This window comes from Levilactobacillus sp. HBUAS70063, from assembly GCF_038374745.1.
In the GTDB taxonomy this organism is placed as follows: Bacteria; Bacillota; Bacilli; order Lactobacillales; family Lactobacillaceae; genus Levilactobacillus.
In genome coordinates, this window is sequence record NZ_JBANSM010000007.1 from 1 (window position 1) to 21,647 (window position 21,647).

19 protein-coding genes are annotated in these 21,647 nt (G+C 53.2%); 3 read left to right on the top strand and 16 right to left on the bottom strand.

Features of this window, described 5'->3' with window-relative positions:
* Positions 1 to 530: 530 nt before the first annotated feature.
* The 12 genes from dusB to pth all read right to left on the bottom strand — a co-directional run bounded on the left by dusB (position 531) and on the right by pth (position 14,874).
* Positions 531 to 1,538, bottom strand: coding sequence for a tRNA dihydrouridine synthase DusB (gene dusB / locus V8I28_RS10775; protein ID WP_341780104.1), 1,008 nt, complete (start codon positions 1,536 to 1,538; stop codon positions 531 to 533).
* 9 nt (positions 1,539 to 1,547) lie between these two features.
* Positions 1,548 to 2,435 carry an Hsp33 family molecular chaperone HslO gene (gene hslO / locus V8I28_RS10780; RefSeq protein ID WP_341780105.1) on the bottom strand — a complete coding sequence of 296 codons (888 nt, stop codon included), beginning with the start codon at positions 2,433 to 2,435 and terminating at the stop codon, positions 1,548 to 1,550.
* Between the two features lie 193 nt (positions 2,436 to 2,628).
* The gene (gene ftsH, locus V8I28_RS10785; protein ID WP_341780106.1) at positions 2,629 to 4,746 is read right to left on the bottom strand and encodes an ATP-dependent zinc metalloprotease FtsH; all 2,118 of its coding nucleotides are present in this window, start codon (positions 4,744 to 4,746) and stop codon (positions 2,629 to 2,631) included.
* Positions 4,747 to 4,854: 108 nt separating this feature from the next.
* Entirely contained in the window at positions 4,855 to 5,397 is a 543-nt protein-coding gene (gene hpt / locus V8I28_RS10790; RefSeq protein WP_341780107.1) for a hypoxanthine phosphoribosyltransferase, read from the bottom strand.
* Positions 5,398 to 5,413: 16 nt separating this feature from the next.
* Positions 5,414 to 6,781 (bottom strand): tRNA lysidine(34) synthetase TilS, encoded by a 1,368-nt coding sequence (gene tilS, locus V8I28_RS10795; protein WP_341780108.1) that lies wholly within the window; start codon positions 6,779 to 6,781, stop codon positions 5,414 to 5,416.
* 95 nt (positions 6,782 to 6,876) lie between these two features.
* Entirely contained in the window at positions 6,877 to 7,416 is a 540-nt protein-coding gene (locus V8I28_RS10800; protein ID WP_341780109.1) for a S1 domain-containing RNA-binding protein, read from the bottom strand.
* Positions 7,417 to 7,558: 142 nt separating this feature from the next.
* Positions 7,559 to 7,786: a hypothetical protein gene (locus V8I28_RS10805; protein ID WP_341780110.1), complete on the bottom strand. Its 228-nt coding sequence runs from the start codon at positions 7,784 to 7,786 to the stop codon at positions 7,559 to 7,561.
* A gap of 4 nt (positions 7,787 to 7,790) precedes the next feature.
* Positions 7,791 to 8,201, bottom strand: coding sequence for an FtsB family cell division protein (locus tag V8I28_RS10810; protein WP_341780111.1), 411 nt, complete (start codon positions 8,199 to 8,201; stop codon positions 7,791 to 7,793).
* A 117-nt stretch (positions 8,202 to 8,318) separates the two neighbouring features.
* The gene (locus V8I28_RS10815; protein WP_341780112.1) at positions 8,319 to 8,594 is read right to left on the bottom strand and encodes an RNA-binding S4 domain-containing protein; all 276 of its coding nucleotides are present in this window, start codon (positions 8,592 to 8,594) and stop codon (positions 8,319 to 8,321) included.
* A gap of 1 nt (position 8,595) precedes the next feature.
* Entirely contained in the window at positions 8,596 to 10,176 is a 1,581-nt protein-coding gene (locus tag V8I28_RS10820; RefSeq protein WP_341780113.1) for a polysaccharide biosynthesis protein, read from the bottom strand.
* A 586-nt stretch (positions 10,177 to 10,762) separates the two neighbouring features.
* A complete protein-coding gene (gene mfd, locus V8I28_RS10825; protein WP_341780114.1) occupies positions 10,763 to 14,299 on the bottom strand; it encodes a transcription-repair coupling factor in 3,537 nt (1,178 codons plus the stop codon).
* Between the two features lie 17 nt (positions 14,300 to 14,316).
* Positions 14,317 to 14,874: an aminoacyl-tRNA hydrolase gene (pth, locus tag V8I28_RS10830; RefSeq protein WP_341780115.1), complete on the bottom strand. Its 558-nt coding sequence runs from the start codon at positions 14,872 to 14,874 to the stop codon at positions 14,317 to 14,319.
* Positions 14,875 to 15,309: 435 nt separating this feature from the next.
* Between pth and V8I28_RS10835 the strand changes: the two genes are divergently transcribed.
* From V8I28_RS10835 to cbpA, 3 genes are all read left to right on the top strand, one after another.
* Positions 15,310 to 16,269, top strand: a complete 960-nt coding sequence (locus V8I28_RS10835) for an L-lactate dehydrogenase (protein WP_341780116.1) — start codon at positions 15,310 to 15,312, stop codon at positions 16,267 to 16,269.
* 484 nt (positions 16,270 to 16,753) lie between these two features.
* A complete protein-coding gene (locus tag V8I28_RS10840) occupies positions 16,754 to 18,142 on the top strand; it encodes a L,D-transpeptidase family protein (protein WP_341780117.1) in 1,389 nt (462 codons plus the stop codon).
* A gap of 201 nt (positions 18,143 to 18,343) precedes the next feature.
* Positions 18,344 to 18,985 carry a cyclic di-AMP binding protein CbpA gene (cbpA, locus tag V8I28_RS10845; RefSeq protein WP_341780118.1) on the top strand — a complete coding sequence of 214 codons (642 nt, stop codon included), beginning with the start codon at positions 18,344 to 18,346 and terminating at the stop codon, positions 18,983 to 18,985.
* Between the two features lie 247 nt (positions 18,986 to 19,232).
* Here cbpA and V8I28_RS10850 read toward each other — a convergent pair whose 3' ends face one another.
* The 4 genes from V8I28_RS10850 to acpS form a co-directional block, all read right to left on the bottom strand.
* Positions 19,233 to 19,631, bottom strand: a complete 399-nt coding sequence (locus tag V8I28_RS10850; protein WP_341780119.1) for a type II toxin-antitoxin system PemK/MazF family toxin — start codon at positions 19,629 to 19,631, stop codon at positions 19,233 to 19,235.
* Between the two features lie 28 nt (positions 19,632 to 19,659).
* Positions 19,660 to 19,893: a hypothetical protein gene (locus V8I28_RS10855; RefSeq protein ID WP_341780120.1), complete on the bottom strand. Its 234-nt coding sequence runs from the start codon at positions 19,891 to 19,893 to the stop codon at positions 19,660 to 19,662.
* An 84-nt stretch (positions 19,894 to 19,977) separates the two neighbouring features.
* Entirely contained in the window at positions 19,978 to 21,105 is a 1,128-nt protein-coding gene (alr, locus tag V8I28_RS10860) for an alanine racemase (protein ID WP_341780121.1), read from the bottom strand.
* Positions 21,105 to 21,467 (bottom strand): holo-ACP synthase, encoded by a 363-nt coding sequence (gene acpS / locus V8I28_RS10865; RefSeq protein WP_341780122.1) that lies wholly within the window; start codon positions 21,465 to 21,467, stop codon positions 21,105 to 21,107. The genes alr and acpS overlap by 1 nt, the downstream gene beginning before the upstream one ends.
* Between the last annotated feature and the right edge of the window lie 180 nt (positions 21,468 to 21,647).

Sequence of the window (21,647 nt, forward strand, 5' to 3'; positions counted from 1 at the left end):
CTCATCTTATAGATGATGTGCTTGAATAGCTCATCGATTGTTGTTACATTTTTAAAAGCGAATTGACTTCGCAAATATTGTTTGGGTTTGAATAAATTCAAACCACCCTACACATATTTGGTTTGTCGAAACAATGTTCAGTTTTCAAAGGTCTACCTAAGTGATTACCGAAGCAATCAACTTAATCATCATATCATGATGTCAAAACCGTGTCAACATCTTTTTTCAACTTCCTGAATATTTATTCAACATCTCGGAAGCTTTGAAGGACGCTTAGAACGCGACTCGACAACATAAATCATTCTATCAGTTGCGGTTTAACTCGTCAAGCATTAATTTCAAATTTGTATGACTATTCAACAATTTGTTATTTATGCATTAGCCGTCTCAAACAGCAACAGGTAATATCTTATCAATCATCCGTCACGAGGTCAAGCAAAAATCGTCATAAAATACAAAAAGAATCCAGAAATTTTTCTGGATTCTTCCTAACATCTCAAAAAGCCCGTCAAATCAAGCTTCTGCTAATTTTAAAATCGGCGAATTCGGGTCTGCCGCTGACGATCATTAATCTTGGCGACAAAGTCATCCAAAATTTTCAGCATGACCGCTTCTTCCGTGGCATCCGTCAACGCCACCTTCGTTCGGGCTGCATGGGGAATCCCCTTGAGGTAATACGCGACCTGATTACGAAAGTCCTTGGGTCCCTCGTCCGGTCCCTTGGCCAGACATAGCCGCCGCAGATGGGCCTTCGCCGTGGTCACCTTCTCCTCAACCGTAGGCTCGGGCAGTAGCTCGTCCGTTGCCAAATAATGATTAATCCGTTGTAGTAACCACGGATTACCCATCACTGCGCGCCCAATCATCACGGCATCGGCACCGACTTCCGTCAACATACGTTTAGCGTCCTCCGGCGTGCGCACATCACCATTTCCCATGAAGGGAATCGACAAGTGATCGGCGACCTGGTGCAACAGCGCCCAGTCGGCCTGCCCCTGATACATCTGCTTACGCGTCCGACCGTGCATGGCGATTGCCGCCGCCCCGGCATCTTGTGCAGCCAAGGCATTCTCCACCGCTAAAATGTGGTGCTGATCCCAGCCCGTCCGCATCTTCACCGTTACCGGCTTATCGACCGCGGCCACCACGGCAGCCACCATGTGCCGAACCTTCTGCGGGTCCAGCAACCATTTTGCGCCGGCATCCGTATTCACGACCTTATTGACGGGACAGCCCATATTAATATCAATGATACCGGCGGGCGTCTGCTGGTCCACGTACTGCGCGGCTTGCACCAGCGTCTCTTCGGTTCCGCCGAAGATCTGAATACTCATCGGGTGCTCACGCGGGTCCACCGCCATCATTTGCAGGGTCCGCTGATTGTGATAGTGAATCCCTTGCCCCGAGATCATCTCACATTCGACCAACCCCGCGCCGAAATCCTTGCAAATTCGCCGGAACGCGACGTTGGTGACGCCGGCCATTGGCGCGACCACGACTCGGTTGGGAATCTCCACGTTACCAATCTGCCAGCTCATCCCCATCGCCTACTTCGCCTGCGCTTCTGCCAGAATCTGCCGCAGATCGTCTTCCGTAAACTGATACTTGTTCCCACAGAAATGGCAAACGGCTTCGGCACCGTGGTCTTCGGTAATCATTTCCTGCAGTGCGGCCGGTTGGATGGCGGCTAACGACTTGGCAAACCGGTCCTTGGAGCAATCACACTTGAAACTGACCGGCATCTTTTGCAAAATTTTGACCTTTTCATCGGGGAACAATAGCTTTAAGATGTCCTCCGGCTTCTGACCGTCCAGCAACAATTCAGAGACCATCGGCATCTCCTTAATCCGATTCTCCAGACGAGAAATCGCCGCGTCGGAGACCCCAGGCATCACCTGAATCATGAAACCGCCGGCCACCTTGACCGTGTTATTGGGTTGGACGAAGACCGAAACGCCCACGGCACTCGGAATCTGTTCCGACTTGGCCAAGTAGTAGGTAAAGTCTTCGCCCAATTCGCCGGAAACCAATGGCACTTGCCCGGTATAGGGTTGCCCCAGGCCTTGGTCCTTGGTCACCGTCATCATGCCCTGAACGCCCACGGCCTTCTTGACATCAATCTTGTGCTTCTCGTTCAATGGTAAACTCACGTGCGGATACATCAGGTAACCCTTGACCGTACCATCGGCATTGCCGTCCGCTACAATCGCACCGACCGGGCCGTGACCGTCGACCTTCACCGTCAGCTTCTCCTTACCTTTGAGCAGAGACGTTGACAGCAACATCGTCCCAATCAGCGTCCGGCCCAAAGCCGCCGTGGCCGAGCTCCAAGTATCGTGCCGTTGCTGCGCTTCCGCGACCGTTTCCGTGGCATCCACCACGTAGGCCCGGAACATCCCATCATCAATCAAACTTTTTACTAAATAATCTGCCATTACGTTTAAACGTCCTTTCGTTGCTAAATTGTCATGCCCTACATTACCAGAAAGTTCGGCATTTGCAAAGAAGCGCGACCAGCTTCACTGGATAACCCCACGCGCGAGGCGCCGAATTCATCGGTCAAAATGCCCACCCAGAAGTCACGAAAAGGTCCGAGACAAACGTCCCGGACCTTACATGACAACTCAATTATTCGGAATGGTCGGACTCATCGTGGTCATCTGGCGCCGCCGAACTAGCCGCTGAGCTAGCAGGTTCTGCTTCAGAAGACATTGCACTTGAGGCACTGGAAGCCAACTTCGCTTCAGTAGAAGCTTGACGTTCGGCTTCGCGGCGTTCAAGTTCACGCTTAGACTCCTCGAAGGTTGCGGCCTTTTCGCTAGGAAATTCGTCATTGCTGTCCTTGGCCGGCATCTTCCCAGTGTTAAACAGGCTGAGAATTTGCTTTTCGTCCAGCGTTTCGTATTTCAGCAAGGCATCCGCAATAATCTTGTGTTCTGCTTTGTGTTCTTCCAGAATCTTCCGGGCAGTGTTGTGCGCTTCCCCAATGATCCGGCGAACTTCACTATCAATTAAGTTAGCGGTATGTTCAGAGTACGTTGGTTGACCGGTGTAGCCAGCCCCAGCAAATGGTTGTCCGCCAGCACTTTCCAGCGCAACGGTCCCCAGTGCATCACTCATCCCATACTGGGTAACCATGGAACGCGCAATCTGCGTGGCTTGCTCGAAGTCATTAGAGGCTCCGGAGGATTCGGAGTGGAAAATCAACTCTTCGGCCGTCCGACCACCCATTAACCCGGCAATCTGTTCCATGGCATCCTTCTTGGACATCAGCATCTGATCTTCACGTGGCAACATGATGGCGTATCCGCCGGCACGGCCACGAGGGACGATCGTTACCTTGTGAACCACGCGCGCGTCGTTTAAGACCAGACCCACAATGGTATGGCCCGCTTCGTGGTAGGCCACGGTCTTCCGTTCTTCAGGACTGATAACCCGATCCTTCTTAGCAGGTCCGGCAATGACCCGATCTTCGGCTTCGTCTAAGTCGGAAGCATCAATCTGAGTCTTATTCCGGCGAGCCGCTAAGAGGGCCGCTTCGTTCAGAAGGTTTTCTAGATCGGCACCCACGAATCCAGGCGTCTGCTTAGAAATTTCCTTCAAATCAACATCGTTGGCTAATGGCTTGTTCTTGGCGTGAACCTTCAGGATTGCTTCACGACCCTTAACGTCCGGCCGCCCCACCAGGATCTTCCGGTCAAACCGACCTGGCCGCAGCAAGGCGGGGTCCAATACATCGGAACGGTTCGTGGCGGCCATCACAATGACGCCTTCACTCCCCGTAAACCCGTCCATTTCAACCAGTAATTGGTTCAACGTTTGTTCACGTTCATCGTGGCCACCGCCCATGCCGGCACCCCGTTGACGACCAACCGCATCAATTTCATCGATAAAGATGATGGAAGGTGCGGCCTTCTTGGCCTGTTCAAACAGATCCCGGACACGACTAGCCCCGACACCGACGAACATTTCCACGAAATCTGAACCAGAAATCGAGAAGAATGGTACCGCGGCTTCACCCGCAACAGCCTTCGCCAGCAACGTTTTACCAGTACCAGGAGGACCCTCCAGCAAGACACCAGATGGTATCCGGGCACCTAATGAAACAAACTTACGCGGATTCTTCAAGAACTCAACCACTTCAACGAGTTCTTGCTTTTCCTCTTCTTCACCAGCGACGTCAGCAAAGCGAACCTTGTTCTCCTTGCTATCGGCCGGCTTGGCCTTACTCTTCCCAAAGTTCATGACGCGACCATTGCCGCCACCTTGACCGGCTTGACCCATCATCATGTAGAAGAAGAAGAAGAAAATAACTAGTGGCGCAACGTAGACTAATAAATTAATCCAGAAGCCACTCGACTCTTCCGCTTTGGTGTTCATTTTAACATTGTGATCCTTGGCAACTTTATCAATCTCAGAAACCGTCGAATTATTGGTTAAGACCTGAGTGCTAAAACTAGTCACTGCTGTGCTCTGTGAGCCGCCGAGACTAAAGCCGGTGTTGGTTGTGCGCTTTTGCGCGTTCCGATATTCCCCGGTAATCTTGTAAACTCCCCCGGAAGGTTGAATGGAGAATTTCTTGATCTTATTCGCGTTCAAATCTTTAACGAATTGACTCGATTGGATTTCTTGGGTTTGTGAGCTGTTGCCGTTACCATTGAATAGGTAAACCACACCAATGATCAACAAGAAAATCACAATGTAAAACAGACTATTACGGAACAGTCCATTTCGTCGATTATTCATGTCGTGCCTCCTTACTCACAGTTCCCAGCCTTCACATAGGAACAAAATTTAGAGCATACGCCCTTTTGACTAAATAAGATGTTATCACAATTGACTATCATTGACTAATTATTTATCTGAATAAACGGATGGCTTCAAAACACCAACGTACGGGAGATTCCGATATTTTTCCTCGTAGTCCAAACCATAACCAACCACGAATTCACTAGGGACGTTAAACCCAACGTAATCGGCCTTGGCCTCGACCACCCGACCGCTCGGCTTGTCCATCAGCGTGCAGACCCGAATCGAGTTGGCTTTGCGGTCCTTCAAGAGATCTTCTAGGTACTTCAACGTCCGTCCGGTATCGATAATATCTTCAACTAAGATAATGTCGCGACCCGCAACGTCCGTATCCAGATCCTTCAATAACCGAATTGTCCCGGATGACGCGGTCCCCCCGTTGTAACTGGAGACATCGATGAAGTCAATCGTCGCATAGATATCCATATCGCGAATAACATCCGTCATAAACAGGATAGCACCCTTTAGGACACAAATGATTAATGGCGTCTTATCTCGGTAGTCTTCCGAAAGTTGCGTACCTAACCGTTTGCACGCCTCCGCGATGTCTTCCTCACTGTAAAGGACCTTTAAAATATCGTTATTCATACTGTTCCCCTTTCGCCTATTCATGCTGTAACTTAATGTGATAGTTTTTTGTGTGCGCCCGTGGTGGTAACACCGACCACTTCACGCCTAACGCCGCCAAGACTTCGCCTTTGGCCGTCACCAACACCGGCACGGCTGAGCGTGCTTCTCTGGGGACTTTGGCATTAATCAAAGCCCGCCGGACGGTCTGGTGATGCCCCGTGGCCAGCCGTAAGCGATCGGTCGGCTGCCAGGATCGTACCCGTAACGGGAATTGATCGGCAGTCAGCGCCACGACTTCGCTGGTCGGGAGTGTCTCGGTCGCGTCGGGTTCAAAGCAACCAAACTGCCAGCCATTTCCCAACGTTCGCCATTGGTTTAATACTACCATAAAACTAAAAACTTCCTCGGAATTTTGCCGGAAATTTTTGAATTGCTGGCAAGTAAACGTGTCATAAGTCTTCACCAACTGCCAGCCGGCACCCAAATCCACCCGACCGGTGGGACGCTGAGAATTCGCTAAGAGCTGCTGGCAGGACCGTAAGACGGCCTGTTCCGTGGTCAATGCCGGCGCGGCCGTCTTAATCAGCCGCGTCAATAATAATCGTTGTAAGTCCACCGACTGTTCCAAGAATCGCGCGGTATCCACGACTAACGGCTGGGATTGACGGACAACCTGAGCCAACCGGTCCGTCACCGTTTGGTCCGTCACTCGTAGCACCGTATCCAATTGTTCGGCATACGCGAGCAAATGCTGGTCGATCTGCGGATTCTCCCGCCGTAGCGCCGGCAAAATTTGTAACCGTAACCGATTGCGACTGGCGACCAACTCGTGGTTGGTGGCGTCCTCATACCAAGTGATCCGGTGCTGCTGAGCATACGTCCGCAAGGTTTGCTTCCGAAAGGGCAACAAGGGGCGAATCAGTTGCCCATCGTGAAAGGGGCGGCTCGGCGCCATCCCCGTCAACTGATCCAATTGACCCCCGCGGATTAATTTAAACAAAATCGTTTCCACCTGCTCATCGGCCTGATGCGCCGTGGCCACCCAGTCAGCATGCTGTGCCGCCAGCTGTTTAGCGAAGAACTGGTAGCGAAACGTCCGGGCAGCCGCCTCCACCCCGTTCTGGGGGTGCTGGTTCAATGGCCAGGTTGCGGTCACCACCGGAACCTGCCGCTGCGCACACCACGCCTTGAGAAAGGCCTCCTCCGTTCGGCTCTGCTCGCGAAGTTGGTGATTCACGTGTAACACGGTGATCCGGGGCCGTTGGTCGACGGGGAGCCGCAGAAACAGCGCCAACATCACCATCGAATCCACCCCGGCGGACACGGCCAACAGAACGTGGGCTTGTGGCCGATTCCACCCGTGTTGTTCACAATTGCGTCGAAAGTCTGCCTCCAGTGACACCCCAGTTCCCTCTTTTCTCATCATTCGCCAGTGGTTATGAAAAAGGGCCGCAACGTGTGCGGTCCTCTTCATCTTGAAAGCGCGTTAGTTGCTGACTAACTGCGCCGACCGCCACGGCCGCCACGCTTGCCTTCAGTGTTTCGTTTAATCGTTGCCAAACGGTCCTCACTTTGCTTCAAGAACCCTGACATCATGTCGTCAAAATTTTCTTTATGGGGAGCCGAATGATGGCCCGCAAATCGACCATTTGCTGAGCTGTGGTGTGGTCGAGAACCATTATTCTCAAACCGCCGACCATGCCCATGATTTTCGCCACCGCGACCGGCATTATTGCCACCGCGATGTTGTTCATGATCCCGGTGTTCATTGTGACTGTGATGAGGCCGGTCACCAGCCGGATGATCTGTCGCTTTGCGAATCGACAGCCCAATCTTCCCATCATTTCCAACAGTCAAAACCTTGACCGTTACTTCGTCACCGACAGACAGAACGTCATGAATATCCTTAACGTAGCCGTCAGAAATCTCACTAATGTGCACCAACCCGGTCTTGTGGTCGCCTAAATCAACAAATGCACCAAAGTTCGTAATTCCGGAGACCTTTCCGGAAACTTTAGCTCCAACCTCGATTGCCATAAAAAAGAAGTTCCTCCTTAAAATAAGTGCTTTCAGTATACCACAATTTTCTCAGATTCCACACGCTAAACGTCAAAAAGAAAGTCCATTAATCAATTTTCCTTACCCGTTAGAAACCCCGCTAGATTAACCTCTAAGCGGATTACTGATTACCAGCCACCACCGTGTGAACCACACACAACAATAGTTTTGACGCCCGCTTTACCATTCGCCCAATTTGGGGTAGAACGCGGTAGGCGAACCGGAAGCCGTCTTTCAAACTGAAAGTGTCCCCCATAGCAGGCGGAATCCATGGCAGGCGCAGGCCTCTGATTTCGCCCAAATCTAGCAAAAAAACCGCCAGTTCAGCCGAACCGACGGATTTTTTCATGATGCTATTTAACGGTGACATCACTTGCATGATCACCCGGCAGACTATAGATGGTTTCGCCGGACTTCGAATAGTAGTACTTCGAGCGAATCAGCCGCCCCAGATAGTCCTTATCATTTAACTGCTTAATCTGTAACTGGAGTTTGTGGTCCGTGGCCTTGGTGGTCGCAAGCTTTTGTTTACTGGTTCGCACCTCGCCCTGGACGTGATGTAGACTGGCGTTAGTCCGGACTAATTGAATGCCCAGCACAATTGCGAAGACGGCAAACACGGCCAGAATTCGGGTGGCGCGTCGCATCCGCCGCTTTCCCAGCCAACGATGCCGATGAGCGGCTGCCTGCTGATGATCCAGTCGACGGGTATAGTCATTTTCTAAACGTTCGATTTTCGCCGGTTTCGGCTTGACGTCAGCCATCTTCCACTCACTCCTCAGTTTTCACCAGATAGTTTAACTTGAGTATAGCAAGTTTCAATTTGCCCGTCTAGCACGTTTCGCATAATGTAAAACATTCGTCATATTTAAACGACGCGGCTACTGATTTTGCCGGAAATCTTGGGCGTAGTCTTCCTTAACGATGGTGTACATCCGCTCGGCGTCGTCCTTCTTCGTGGTCTCCAACAATTCATTAACTTTGACTGTTAACGTTTTGTTACCGAACTTAATAACTAACTCATCATTAGTCGCCACGTCGCTGGAAGACTTGGCCACCTTGCCGTTGATCGCAATTCGACCCTTATCGGCAATCTCCTTAGCGACCGAGCGCCGCTTGATAATCCGTGAGACTTTTAAATACTTATCTAATCGCATATTATTTTCCTCCGTGTTGACTAAGTTGTTGCCATAATCTTAACACATTCTCGCCGTGGGGAATGGCCAACCATTCGCGCACCGTTAATAACCGCCAGTGTAGCGCCAATCCGATGAAGATCATCACGCCCACGGGAATCGCCATGAGCAGGCCCCCACCGACGGCCAAGCGACTGGTCATCAGCGCCGGCCACCACCGCTCCAGCAAGGCCACGGTCACCTGAACGCCCAGTACCATCAGAATCGTGCAGGCTAGCAGAATCCGAATGTACGGTTTCGTCCAGATGCCCGACCGTAGTGTGACGTCCGAGCCGTACCAGATCACGAGAAACATGACCGCTAAGCTCAACACCGTCAGCCAACTTGCGCCGGTTGCGCCAAAGCTACGCACGGCCCACTGATTCAGCAGAACTTTGACCACGAGGCCCGCGGTCAGCGCGCTAACGGTCAGCCGGTACTGATTTTGACTCTGCAAAACGCTGTTGTAGGTCTGAATCAACGTGGCCAGGATGATGCTGAGCATGTAGACACCCAGCATCCCCGAGCCCTGGGTGTCGCCAAATAACAGCCGGTTAATCCACGGCATCAGGGCTACCAAGCCCGCCGTGGCGGCCACCGCCACCATCAAGGCAATCCGCATCATGGTCGTGGTCAGGCGTTTAAAGGCGGCGGGACGGTGTTCCTGCTGGGCCGCGGTCAGGGCGGGCAAGAGCGAGGTCGCAAAGGCCACCGCCACGACCAGGCCTAACTGAACCAGTGGTTGGGCCCGATCATAGACCCCCTTGAGACTCTTGGCTGCCAAGTCGCTCAAGCCACCAGCGACCAGCCCATTTTTAACCGTAAAGGAATCCACCAGCTGCAGTAGTACCAACATGGCGGTGAGTAGACACAGGGTGCCCCCCTCGACCAACAGGCGGCGCCCCACGTGGGGAATCCGTCGCGTGGTCGAGACGGCCGGTTGGCGCCACCGCGGCAGAACCAGTAAGGCGGCCAGCGCCGCAACGGTCCCACCACTCAACGCCCAGGTGCCCATGGCGTAGACCGACCAGTCCTGACTGGTGGCCCACCCCGCGGCCACCAGAATTACCACGACGCGGACTAACTGCTCGACCACTTGGGAACGCGCGGTCGGTAACATTTGAAAACGGCCTTGGTGGTAGCCCCGACCAACCGATAGTGCGGGCATGAAGAGAAACATCCACGCCACCATCCGAATCAGCGGCGTCAAATGCCGGTCGCCCATGCCAGCCGCCAAGCTGGGGGCCCCCAGCATCAGGCCGGCAAAAATCACGAGTGCTAGGCCCCAGAGCCACCGGTACACCTGCCGAGCCACCTGTTGCTGACTGGGAAGGTCCGGTGCTTCGGCCACCAGCTTCGAAATGAAGACGGGTAGCCCACTCAGCGCAAAGGTCATCCCAATGCCATACAGCGGATAGACCTGCTGGTAAACGTAGAAGCCGGTATTGCCGACCATGTTCTGAAAGGGTACCCGGTAAACGGCGCTTAACAGCTTGGCGATAAACGCCGCGATGGAAAGAACCAGGGCCCCTTGCAAGGTCGTATTCACGTTGCGGTTGCCCATTGACTCCCTCCTTCATTGGTACTTAACAAGTGTTGTGCTCTTTATACAGTGCATACTGGTCGCCTACCGTTCGCAAACGCACAGCAACTGGTATACGCCATCTGCCTGCGGCTGCCAGCAATTCCGCCTGCTGTGGGGGACGGTTCCAGCCAAAGAACGGGCTTCCACCTCGCTTGGAAGCCTTGCAAGAACCGCAAGTCTCCCGAGTCGCCCCACGGTCTAAGCCGGCCCAGGACGCCAACTAAGACCGTCGTCACGGCTGGCTCCATTACTGGCCTCCTCCGGCAACCCAAACGGCTTTCCCGTCACATTACGTTCGTTCACGACCCACCACCCCCAATGGCCGACCACACACCATTTGTGTGAGGCCATCCATTGGAGCCGGGAGTGAAGCGCAATATGAGCTCAGCCGTGGGATTTTTCAAGCGAACCTCTTGAAAAATGGCGACTTGGAAACGCCGGTCTATGGCGGTCCCAAGCGAGAACTGAGACCGCTTCTCAGGCTCAGTTCGGTCCTCCCCATCGCGTTCCAGCTCATATTTTGCGAACGGCAAGGCGGCCAGCACTAGCCATCACTCAGAAGGTGTTAGTCATTCTCATCCGCCTTGGGCTTGGTCGTTTCCAACACGATATCGCGGAGGGCGGCCATGAATTGTTGGACCTGTGGTAACCAGTCCTTGACCGTCATCTTCGGCTGTAAGACCAGCTTGACGTGCAACCGGTCATCGTTAATGGCCACGGTCGCCTTCAGCTTGGTTGCCGACAACGCCTTGAAGACGTCCTGACCCCCAAGAATGTCCGTCCCGCGTTTGGAAATCGTGACGAAGACATCCCCGTTGACCCGCCGAATCTTGTCCACGAGAGCCAAGTCGGCGGCTAGTTTCAATTGCCCAATCGTTAACAACTGGGCCACACTCTCCGGATACTCGCCGAAGCGGTCGATCAGATCGGCTTCAATCTCGCCGACCTCATCGTCACTTTCTAGTTGGCGAATCCGTTTGTACATTTCAATCTTCTGTTGTTCATCTTCAATGTAATCGCTAGGCAGGTAGGCTTCCACACCCAGTTCGACCGTGGTATCGGTCTTCGGCTGCGTCTGCTTACCACGTTTCTTCGCCACGGCATCGCTAAGCATCTGCGTATAGAGGTCGTACCCCACGGAATTGATGAACCCGTGTTGCTGCTTTCCTAGCAGATTGCCGGCGCCCCGAATGGACAGGTCACGCATCGCAATCTTAAAGCCCGACCCCAGTTCGGTGAAGTCCTTGATGGCTTCCAAACGTTTCTCGCTGACCTCCGTCAAGACCTTGTTCGGCTGGTACGTGAAGTACGCGTAAGCCACCCGGTTACTCCGACCAATCCGGCCCCGCAACTGATACAGCTGGGAGAGGCCCATTCGATCGGCGTTCTCGACAAATAGCGTGTTGGCGTTCGGAATATCAATCCCGGTTTCGATGATGGTCGTGGTGACCAGCACATCGTAGTCCCCGCGCAGAAAGTCAAAGAGCACCCCTTCCAGTTGGGCTTCGGTCATCTTGCCGTGAATGTAGCCAACCCGCGCCTCGGGAACCAGTGCCTGAATCTGACTCACGGTCTTTTCGATATCGTCCACCCGGTTGTGCAGATAGAAGACCTGGCCGCCCCGTTGCATTTCACGCCGAATCCCATCCTGAATGGCCCCCGCGTTCTGTTCCATGACGTAGGTCTGGATAGGAAAACGGTTGGCCGGTGGCGTCTCGATGACGGAGAGGTCCCGCACGCCCAGCATGGACATGTGAAGTGTCCGGGGAATCGGTGTGGCGGTCAGCGTCAAGACATCGACGTTGGCCTTCAACTGCTTGAGGCGTTCCTTGTGTTTCACACCAAAGCGTTGTTCCTCATCGACCAAGACCAGCCCCAGATTCTTGAACTTAACGTCTTGGGAAAGCAACCGGTGCGTCCCCACCACGATATCCAGTTGACCGTCTTCCAGGTCCTTAATAGATTGGTGAATCTGCTTGGTCGTCCGAAACCGGGAGAACATTTCCACCGTGATCGGATAGCCTTCGAAGCGGTTCACCATGGTGTCGTAATGTTGTTGCGCCAAAATGGTCGTCGGTACCAGGAAGGCCACCTGCTTACCGGCTTCAACCGCCTTAAAGGCCGCCCGCAACGCCACTTCGGTCTTCCCGTAGCCAACATCTCCCACGAGGAGGCGGTCCATCGGCCGGGGCTTTTCCATGTCGTGCTTGACTTCTTCAATCGTCCGCAGTTGGTCCGGCGTCTCGGCATACGGAAAATCATTCTCGAAGTCCGTCTGGAGACTGTCGTCCTTAGGAAACGCGTACCCCTTTTCGGCCGCACGTTTGGCATACAGGTCGACCAGCTCATCGGCGATATCTTCAATCTTGGCGGCCACTTTACTCTTGGTCTTTGCCCATTCGGAACCACCGAGCTTGTTAATCCGCGGTTTCTTGTCCTCGGAGGAAACGTACTTCTGAATCAGATTCAGCTGAGTCACCGGAATGAAGAGTTGTGCGTTGTCCTGGTAATCAATGGTCATGTAGTCTTGATGCACGCCATCCACGGTCAGCGTCTGCATGCCGATGAACTTCCCAATCCCGTGGTTCACGTGGACCACGTAATCGCCGGGTTTCAGGTCGGTATAGCTCTTCAGTCGCTCCGCGTTGGCCATAGTCTGGCGTCGTGGCCGCTTCTTGGTGACCTTCTGGAACATCTCGGCTTCCGTGATAATCACCAGATTGGCTTCCGGTAGTTCAAACCCCGTACGGAGTCGTTCCGGAACCAGTTGGGTAAGCCCCGCCTGGAGGTTGGCTTCCTTCGTCAGGACGGCCTGAATCTCAAAGTCGTCCAGCGTCTGTTCAATCTTAGCCAGTCGTTCCTCGTCTTGAACCAGCAGAACAATCGTCTGCTTTTGCTTGTGCCAACGGTCAATCTCGGTCTTCATCACCGGAAGCTGCCCGAAGAACTGCTGCATCGCTCGCGTCGCAATGTTAGTCACGGCCTGGAAGCGTAGATTACCCATCCCCTTCTGAAACAGGGCCAACATGAGCTGGGCGTGGCGGTCGTGTTTCAAGATAGGCCGCAGTTCCCCGCCGAAGGTCTGCTGGGCAAAGATCTGGTGGTGGGCAAGCTTATCGGTCGCCCAATTGGCCTCGTCTTCCAGCAATTGTCGCTCGCTGTCCTGGAGACGCGAATAGTCCCCGAACAACGCCAAGCCATCGTCTGGTAAATAATCCAGGAGTTGGTGATGTTCCGGGAATAAGTAATCGGCAAATTCCATCAATTGCGGATCGACGGACCCCTTGCGCAAGCCGTCAATCAGCGGCTTGACCTGGTTTGTCAGCGTCGTGGCTGCCTCGTCATCAAGCGTCGCCACCTGCTTGGTAAGTTCGGCGGTCAGGGCGTCCGCGCCAGCCGTGCGTTCATCCGCGGTGAGGATAAAATCGGTCGCTGGTAAGATTTCAACCTCATCGACGTTTTCGATACTCCGCTGAGTGGCGGGGTCGAAATACCGAAGCGAATCGATCTCCGTATCGAAGAAGTCCAGTCGTACCGGGTAATCGGCCGCCAAGGGGTAGATGTCCACGATGGACCCCCGAATGGCGAAATCACCGGGACCCGCGACCAGCTTCTGGTGGGTGTAACCCATGCCAAATAGGCGTTGCTGTAGGCTCTCGAGGTCAAAGTCGGCCCCAATCTTGACGCTGAACCGAGCCGCGGCAAAGTTCGCCGGCGCCGGTAAGAAGCGCCGTAAACCGGAGAGCGCCGTGACGATGACGACCGGCCGTTCGCTCTGAAGCGCCCGCAAGGCATCGATCCGAGAAGACCGGTACTCGGGCGAACTGGTCGCCACTTCGGCCGCTAACAACTCCTCGACCGGAAAGTCAAAGAGCTCATCTTCGTCCAAGAGATTGGCCAGATCATCGACTAACTGACCCGCATGGTACAGGGTGTCCGTGACGTAAACGATGGACCGTTGCTGTTCGTGGAGCAGACTGGCGATGAACAGCGTCTCGGCCGACCCATTCAGGCCGGTCACCAATTGACGTTGACCCAAGCCAAGGGTTTGCCGAATCGTGGCATACGCCGGCGTCTGCGTCATAAATGCTTCTAAATTCACGAGATAACTTCCTCTTCTTAGTTGTACTTATTCATTAACTGAGTAAATGCCGTCCCACTGAGCCAGTCATCCAGTGCCGCCACGGCTTGATCCGCCGATTGGTTGAAGAGTGGCTGCTGTTCTGCGGTGAACTTGGTCAGGACGTAATCGACCACCGACATCTTCTGGGGATGCCCGGTACCGACCCGTAGGCGCTTGAAGTCCTTGCTGGAGACGTGAGCAATGATGCTCTTAATCCCGTTGTGCCCCCCGGCGGACCCATGATCGCGGAGCCGAATGTGGCCGACGGGCAGGTCCATGTCGTCGTGGACGATGAAGATATCGTCCAGGTCAATCTTGAAGTAGTCCATGAGGGGATGGACGGCCCGGCCCGATTCATTCATGAAGGTCGTGGGCTTCACGACCAAGACCTTTTCACCGTTCACAATCCCGGTGCCATAGCGCGCATCCATCTTCCGCGTGGTCAATGCGATGCCGTGTTGCTTGGCGAATTCATCGACGACCATGAACCCCGTGTTGTGCCGAGTGCCGTCATACTGGGGTCCGATATTGCCTAAACCAACGATCATTTTCATACTTGCTAATTTCTCCCTTATATAGGTTTCAATTTTATTCATGCCCACTCGCGACCGGCCCGTCAAGGACGAGCCGACCGCGCGGGCTAACTTGCGGAAGAACCCGGCTCACCACCGAAGCGCCCCCGGACACAACCATGTTGCGCCTCAATGGTTAGGCCCCTCAAGGTAGGTGAGATACAAAATAGCTGAACGGAAGCATCTCCCCGTCCAGCTGGCTCTAGTCTGTCGCAATTATTCCAAATTAACACCCTTGAGTATAGCATATTCCCCTCGGCCCTGCACCGATTCCGTCCCTAGGTGAACCGTTTCACTAAAAGAAAGCGCTGTTTTCATAAATTTTCAACCCCGGCCGTGGTCGTGCGGTAGTTAACATGTTATACTTACGTATGGGTATTCTGCGTACCTTGATGTCATAAATTTATTAGGAGATGAATGGATTTGACTACTAAAAACCATCAAAAAGTCGTTCTCGTTGGTGACGGGGCCGTTGGCTCTTCATACGCTTACTCAATGATGAACCAAGGTTTAGCTGAAGAATTCGTAATTGTGGATGTTATTAAGGATAGAACTGCGGGAGACGCCTTAGACCTTGAAGATGCTCAAGTCTTCACCGCCCCTAAGAAAGTCTACTCTGGTGACTACTCTGACTGCAGCGATGCTGACATCGTTGTGATCACTGCTGGTGCCCCACAAAAGCCAGGCGAGACGCGTTTGGACTTGGTTAACAAGAACTTAAAGATCTTGTCTTCAATCGTTAAGCCCGTTGTTGATTCTGGTTTCGATGGTATCTTCGTGGTTGCTGCTAACCCAGTTGACATCTTAACTTACGCTACTTGGAAGTTCTCAGGCTTCCCAAAGGAAAAGGTTATCGGTTCAGGGACTTCTTTGGACACGGCCCGCTTACGTGTGGCTTTGGCTAAGAAGTTCAACGTTGACCCACGGAACGTGGACGCCTACATCATGGGTGAACACGGTGACTCCGAATTCGCCGCTTACGACGAAGCAACGATCGGTTCCAAGCCATTGAAGGCCATTGCCAAGGAACAAGGCGTGACTGACGACGACTTAGCTAAGATCGAAGACGAAACGCGGAACAAGGCTTACGAAATCATCAACAAGAAGGGGGCCACTTTCTACGGTGTTGCCACCTGCTTGATGCGGATTACCAAGGCTATCCTGCGTGACGAAAACGCCGTATTGCCTATCGGTGCCGCTTTGAATGGTGAATATGGCTTGGATGATATCTTCATCGGTACGCCTGCCATCATCAACGGTAACGGTTTAGCCGGCGTCGTTGAAGTCCCATTATCCGACAAGGAAAAGGACTTGATGGCTAAGTCAGCTGCTACTTTGAAGCAAGTTACCAAGGACGGTTTAGCTGCCCTCAAGTAATTCAACTATTTAATGCAAAGCGTCGTTCCTGCGGGAGCGGCGTTTTTTTTCGGCTAAGTTCATAGCACCACGCACCCGCGACGAACATAGCGAGCCACCGTTAGAAAATCTTAACTTTTGCCGGCCTGGATTCGACGAAAATCACGGCCAGCTGGTCTGCTCGGCAATCTAGCTTACGACCCGGGCAATTGCCCACAACTCAAGCGTGCCGACCAACTCGGCGAACCGGCATGAACTGGGCCTTCAGCGCCCACTTCCCGGTACCTCAACGACTAGCCAAGCCGAATGCCTTTTATTGAGGCAACGTTTTATACCCACAATCTTAAATATTAACACCGAAAATTTTACGAATAAGTAAGCGTTACCAACTGGGCATCTAGATTGTCATTTAAGGTAGTTTGAAGTAAGCTAGGTTTATGCTAGTACGTGATCGTTAAGGATAACGACTTTCCTGCCACTGGCTTACTTTAGGAGGTCACTACCAATGAAAAAGAAAAACGGCTTCATAATCGGCATCGTGACCGCAATCGTCGCGGTTGGTGCGATATACGTGGGCCAAGCGTATCATTATTCCTCAGCCAAGGTCTTCTTCAAGGATACCGAGATTGCTGGGGTCAACGTCGGCGGCAACACGGCCGACCAAGCAGCGACAAAGCTGAAATCCGCGCTGAAGAATCAACAGCTGACGTTGAAGGACGGCAGCAAGACCGTCGCGACATTTAAGACCCAAAAGGTTAATCTAAAAGTCACGTCTAAACAGGCGTTGAATCAACTGATTGCCAAGCAAAACGTCTGGTCCTGGCCAGCACACGTGACCACGGCCACGGCCGATAGCATCGAGCTGAATGCCAGCGATGCCAATCAACACAGCATCAAATCCCTAGCCACGAGTCTTGCGACCAAGGCGAATAAAACGCGCACGGCCGCCAAGGATGCCAAGTTCACCTACCAAGATGGTCAATACGTGGTCACCAAGGAACAGGCCGGGGACCAATTAGATGCCGCGAAGTTAGCGACATCGATCACCACGGCCATCGAACACGGCAAGACGACGGTCAACGTTTCCAAAGATTACATCAAGCCAGCGGTCACCGTCAATAGTACGAGCTTTAAGACGGCGAAGGCCAAAGCCACGGCCATCACCAAGGAAAGTTACGTCTACAAGTTAAGTGGCCACAAGATTACCATCCCCGCCGAAACGCTCGCCAGTTGGCTGACGATGAAGAATGGCAAGCTGGCGACCGATACGACGGCTATCACACAGTACCTGACCAAGCTCAGCAGCAAGTACGGCACCATCAACAAGACCCGGACCTTCAAGTCGACCAAACGCGGCACGGTGAAGGTCAAGGCCGGGCTGTACGGGTGGAGCATCAAGGTTAAATCCGAGACGCCGACCCTCAGCAAGCTGGTCTTAGCTGGCAAAGGGATGAACCGGACGCCCGCTATTCAGGGGAGTGGCTACCACAGTAACGGTACCGACATCGGCAATTCCTACGTGGAGGTCGACAAGGTCAACCAACATATGTGGGTCTATAAGAACGGCAAACTCGTGGTTTCCACGGACGTCGTCACCGGCTTACCAACCACGGCGCACCACACCCCAACCGGTGTCTGGGTCATCTGGAGTAAGCAACGGAACACCACGCTCCGCGGTCAAAACGATAACGGTTCGAGCTACGCATCCAAGGTCAAGTATTGGATGCCAATCGACGACACCGGCGTGGGCATTCACGATTCCCCTTGGCAACCACAATACGGGGGCACGTGGTACAAGAAACACGGCTCACACGGCTGTGTCAACACGCCACCTTCCGAGGTCAAGTTAGTTTACAAGAACGTCAGTGTCGGTACCCCCGTCATTGTCTTCTAATGAATTTCTAAAGAAAAAGTCGTCGACCTTCTGACCGGGTTGGCGACTTTTTTATTGATTTTCGCTAAGCGCTTTCACCGACCGCTCCACTCGCGAAAACTTTCTCCACCTTTCACCAAAAAGTGCTACCATTTGCGGGCGGAACTATGGTATTATTAAGGGAGATTATTAGAAGTTTCTAATTTTTAGGAGGTCACTGTTATGCTGCTAAAATCCCTAGTGAAACCGAAAGAACGGTTAGTTACGGTTCGCGAGGACGTCACCCTGGAACAAGCCCTGAAGGTCCTTGAAGACTCGGGCTATCGGTGTGTGCCGATCCTGGATGAAACCGGACAGATCTTCCGGGGAAACATTTACAAGATGCACATTTATCGCCACAAGTCCCGGGGCGGCGACATGCAGCTCCCGGTGACATCATTACTGAAGAACGCCACGAAGTTTATCTCAGTTAACGCCGCCTTCTTTAATGTTTTCTTCTCCATCAAGGATTTACCTTACATCGCCGTGTTAGATGACCAGAACGCTTTCTACGGCATCCTCACGCATACCCGCTTGATGGACATGCTGTCTCAGTCGTGGAACGTGAACATCGGCAGTTACGTGGTAACGGTGGTCTCGGCCGGCGAACGCGGTGACTTGGCTGGCATGGCCAAGATTATTACCAAGTATACATCCATCGCCAGTGTTATCAGCCTGGACGCTCAGGAAGGCGAATTGGTTCACCGGACCATGTTCACCCTGCCTGCCGATGTCGATGAAGAAAAGTTAGACCGCATCGTCAAGGCTCTGGAACGCAAGGAATTCCACGTCCCAGAAATCGAAGACTTACGGCACGAAAGTTAAACGCAACGGCTAAAGGTTTGGGGCGCAACGGGTTCCAAACCTTTTTTATGCGCTAAATTTTGATGCGCCTCATAGGGTAACCTTAGTCGTCACGGGAACTGACAGGCGCAGGCTCCTGGTCTCACTAATCTTAGTGAGCAGAACACGGGCGTTACGGCATCAACGCGTTTATTCTACTGTCAATCTTTAGCAACCAAAACAAAAAAGCCCAGAACATCTGTCCTGAACTTAACTGTCACTAGAGATTCTATGTAGTGCGGGCGTTGCTTCGACTCCGCTTTTTCTTCGACTTATCCACCAAACCCACGCTAGTTGCTAACGCAGCGTCAACTAACGCCATCGTCTTGACATCCAAATGGGTGACCTGATCCTTCAATCGCTGCTTATCGATCGTTCGAATCTGTTCAAGCAAAATGACGGAATCCCGCTCGATACCGGTTCGTTCCGCCGAGATACCCACGTGTGTCGGCATCTTCGGCTTCTCGATCCGGGCGGTGATTGCCGCCACAATTACGGTTGGACTGTAATGGTTTCCCACGTTGTTTTGGATAATTAAGACGGGACGCATGCCTCCCTGCTCCGAACCAACGACTGGTGATAGGTCGGCAAAGAAAACATCACCGCGTTTGACTTCAACACGGGCCATGGACTGCCATCCCCTATCTACTATTCAATTATTTTTGTGATTGTGTTCGCCGAAACTGGGTCAAGCACCGTTCGGCTTCTTCTTCACACGGCGTAAACAACCGTGCAATATCTTGATTAATCAGGGCCATCGCTTGATACCCGGCAATTAATGAAAGTTTATCAGCTGCAGCTGACCGTAACGGGACCAACGCCTGACGTTGGACGCGTTTGGAAATGTGTAACCGTAAAGCTGGTCGGTTTAATTGCTGTGAGCGGATCATGATTTCCCTCCTAGATTGGTTAATTCATCTTGACTCATATAGTTTACCACGAATCACCAACCCTGGACACTATAACCCGCTGAATTAATTGCGATACTGCCGGGGCAACCGACTGGTGAAACCACAAGCGACCTCGTAATGGATGGTTTCACAGTAATCGGCAACGTCCTGTAACGTAATTTCTGCGCCGTGATTTTCTCCCACTAGCGTAACCTTTGTCCCCCGCGAATAATCATGGGGTAAACGCACCATGAGTTGGTCCATGCAGACGCGCCCGATGATTTCGCAAAATTGGCCGTCGATTAGCACGTGGAAGCCCTGGAGACGACGTTCATAGCCATCGGCATAGCCAATCGGGACGGTTCCGACCCATTCGGCCTGGTCCGCCGTATACGTGGCGCCGTAGCCCACCGAATCACCAGCCGCAATCCGCTTGGTGAAGACCAATTCGCTGGTCAGACTCATCGCCGGTTGCAGCGGATAAGGTGGCTTAATCGCCGTTCCCGAAGGATTTAAGCCATAACCCGAGACGCCGAAGCGAATCATATTGTCGTTGCATTCGGCGTGCCACAGGCTGGTGGCCGAATTGGACACGTGCACGTACCGCGGCCGTGGTTTCAGCCCATCCGTGAGCGCGTGCCACTTGGCCACCTGTTGCCGGAAGTAGTGGTCATCGGGGCTATCCGCCGTGGAAAAATGCGTGAAGATTCCCTCGAAGTCCAGCGTGGTCGCGTGGGCCTGAAGAAAGTCGATGGCGGTCGTCAGTTCCGGCACGGTCCGAAAGCCAATCCGCCCCATCCCGGTGTCGAGGCCCAGGTGCACGTGTAAGGGGGCCGCTAACGTCCCTGCCAGGTCTAAATAGGCCTGGGCATCGACTAGCCAGTCGGTGGCTGCCACCGTGGCTGAAATCCCCTCAGCCGCCATTAAAGGCGCGTCTGCCGGAGAGGTCACCCCTAAGATTAAGATGGGCTCATCAAAGCCCGCGGCCCGTAATTCCAAGGCTTCGTCTAAGATGGCCACACAAAAGCCCGTGGCGCCGGCATCCTTGGCCGCCTGTGCCACCTGAATGGCGCCGTGACCGTAGCCGTTGGCCTTCACCACCATGAATAATTCGCTGCCCTGATCCAACCGTTCTACTTCCGCGTGAATGTTATGCCGTAGCGCCGCCCGGTCGATGACCAGTTGCGTTGGGCGATGTACCCCAACTACCATTACGCTTGCCCTCTTTCTAAGATAACCTGAGTCATGACCACGGTGTCCGTGTGTGAAATCGACACATGGGCGATGCCCGCAAACGGATGACGGCACACCACCGGCCGGCCCGTGGCATCGTCTCGAATCTCGATGTCCTGGAAGCCCACTTCCCGGCCAATCCCCGTTCCCATGGCTTTACTGTACGATTCCTTGGCTGACCAGCGGCCGGCAATGAATTCCACCGCGCGGCCGCCTCGTAATTGCTGATAGTCCGCCAATTCTCCGGGGGTTAAGACGCGTTGTAAGAATTGCGGTTGCTTCTCCACCGCCGCCTTCACCCGAGCTAAATCGGTAATATCGATGCCGGTTCCGTAGATCATGATGTCACCTCTCTATAATGTCTAGGTTATATTTTAGCACAGCCCTGTCAAATTGACCCCCAATACTTATTTGGTTGGTCAAATCATAAACTAATCGCAATTTATTCGGGGATGATTCCTGAGCACCCCTCCGTGAACCGTCAGAGACTTCGACTGGCGCGGAATTGTCGGGGCGAGCTC

Bases quoted from the DNA above. Each gene is read 5' to 3' on its own strand.
- V8I28_RS10820 (WP_341780113.1), bottom strand. From the start codon at position 10,176: ATGGGCAACCGCAACGTGAATACGACCTTGCAAGGGGCCCTGGTTCTT.
- alr (WP_341780121.1), bottom strand. From the start codon at position 21,105: ATGGTAGTTGGGGTACATCGCCCAACGCAACTGGTCATCGACCGGGCG.
- V8I28_RS10840 (WP_341780117.1), top strand. From the start codon at position 16,754: ATGAAAAAGAAAAACGGCTTCATAATCGGCATCGTGACCGCAATCGTC.
- V8I28_RS10850 (WP_341780119.1), bottom strand. From the start codon at position 19,631: ATGGCCCGTGTTGAAGTCAAACGCGGTGATGTTTTCTTTGCCGACCTA.
- dusB (WP_341780104.1), bottom strand. From the start codon at position 1,538: ATGAGCTGGCAGATTGGTAACGTGGAGATTCCCAACCGAGTCGTGGTC.
- V8I28_RS10815 (WP_341780112.1), bottom strand. From the start codon at position 8,594: ATGCGATTAGATAAGTATTTAAAAGTCTCACGGATTATCAAGCGGCGC.
- ftsH (WP_341780106.1), bottom strand. From the start codon at position 4,746: ATGAATAATCGACGAAATGGACTGTTCCGTAATAGTCTGTTTTACATT.
- V8I28_RS10855 (WP_341780120.1), bottom strand. From the start codon at position 19,893: ATGATCCGCTCACAGCAATTAAACCGACCAGCTTTACGGTTACACATT.
- pth (WP_341780115.1), bottom strand. From the start codon at position 14,874: ATGAAAATGATCGTTGGTTTAGGCAATATCGGACCCCAGTATGACGGC.
- hslO (WP_341780105.1), bottom strand. From the start codon at position 2,435: ATGGCAGATTATTTAGTAAAAAGTTTGATTGATGATGGGATGTTCCGG.
- hpt (WP_341780107.1), bottom strand. From the start codon at position 5,397: ATGAATAACGATATTTTAAAGGTCCTTTACAGTGAGGAAGACATCGCG.
- V8I28_RS10810 (WP_341780111.1), bottom strand. From the start codon at position 8,201: ATGGCTGACGTCAAGCCGAAACCGGCGAAAATCGAACGTTTAGAAAAT.
- acpS (WP_341780122.1), bottom strand. From the start codon at position 21,467: ATGATCTACGGAACCGGCATCGATATTACCGATTTAGCTCGGGTGAAG.
- V8I28_RS10800 (WP_341780109.1), bottom strand. From the start codon at position 7,416: ATGGCAATCGAGGTTGGAGCTAAAGTTTCCGGAAAGGTCTCCGGAATT.
- V8I28_RS10805 (WP_341780110.1), bottom strand. From the start codon at position 7,786: ATGAAAAAATCCGTCGGTTCGGCTGAACTGGCGGTTTTTTTGCTAGAT.
- V8I28_RS10835 (WP_341780116.1), top strand. From the start codon at position 15,310: ATGGATTTGACTACTAAAAACCATCAAAAAGTCGTTCTCGTTGGTGAC.
- cbpA (WP_341780118.1), top strand. From the start codon at position 18,344: ATGCTGCTAAAATCCCTAGTGAAACCGAAAGAACGGTTAGTTACGGTT.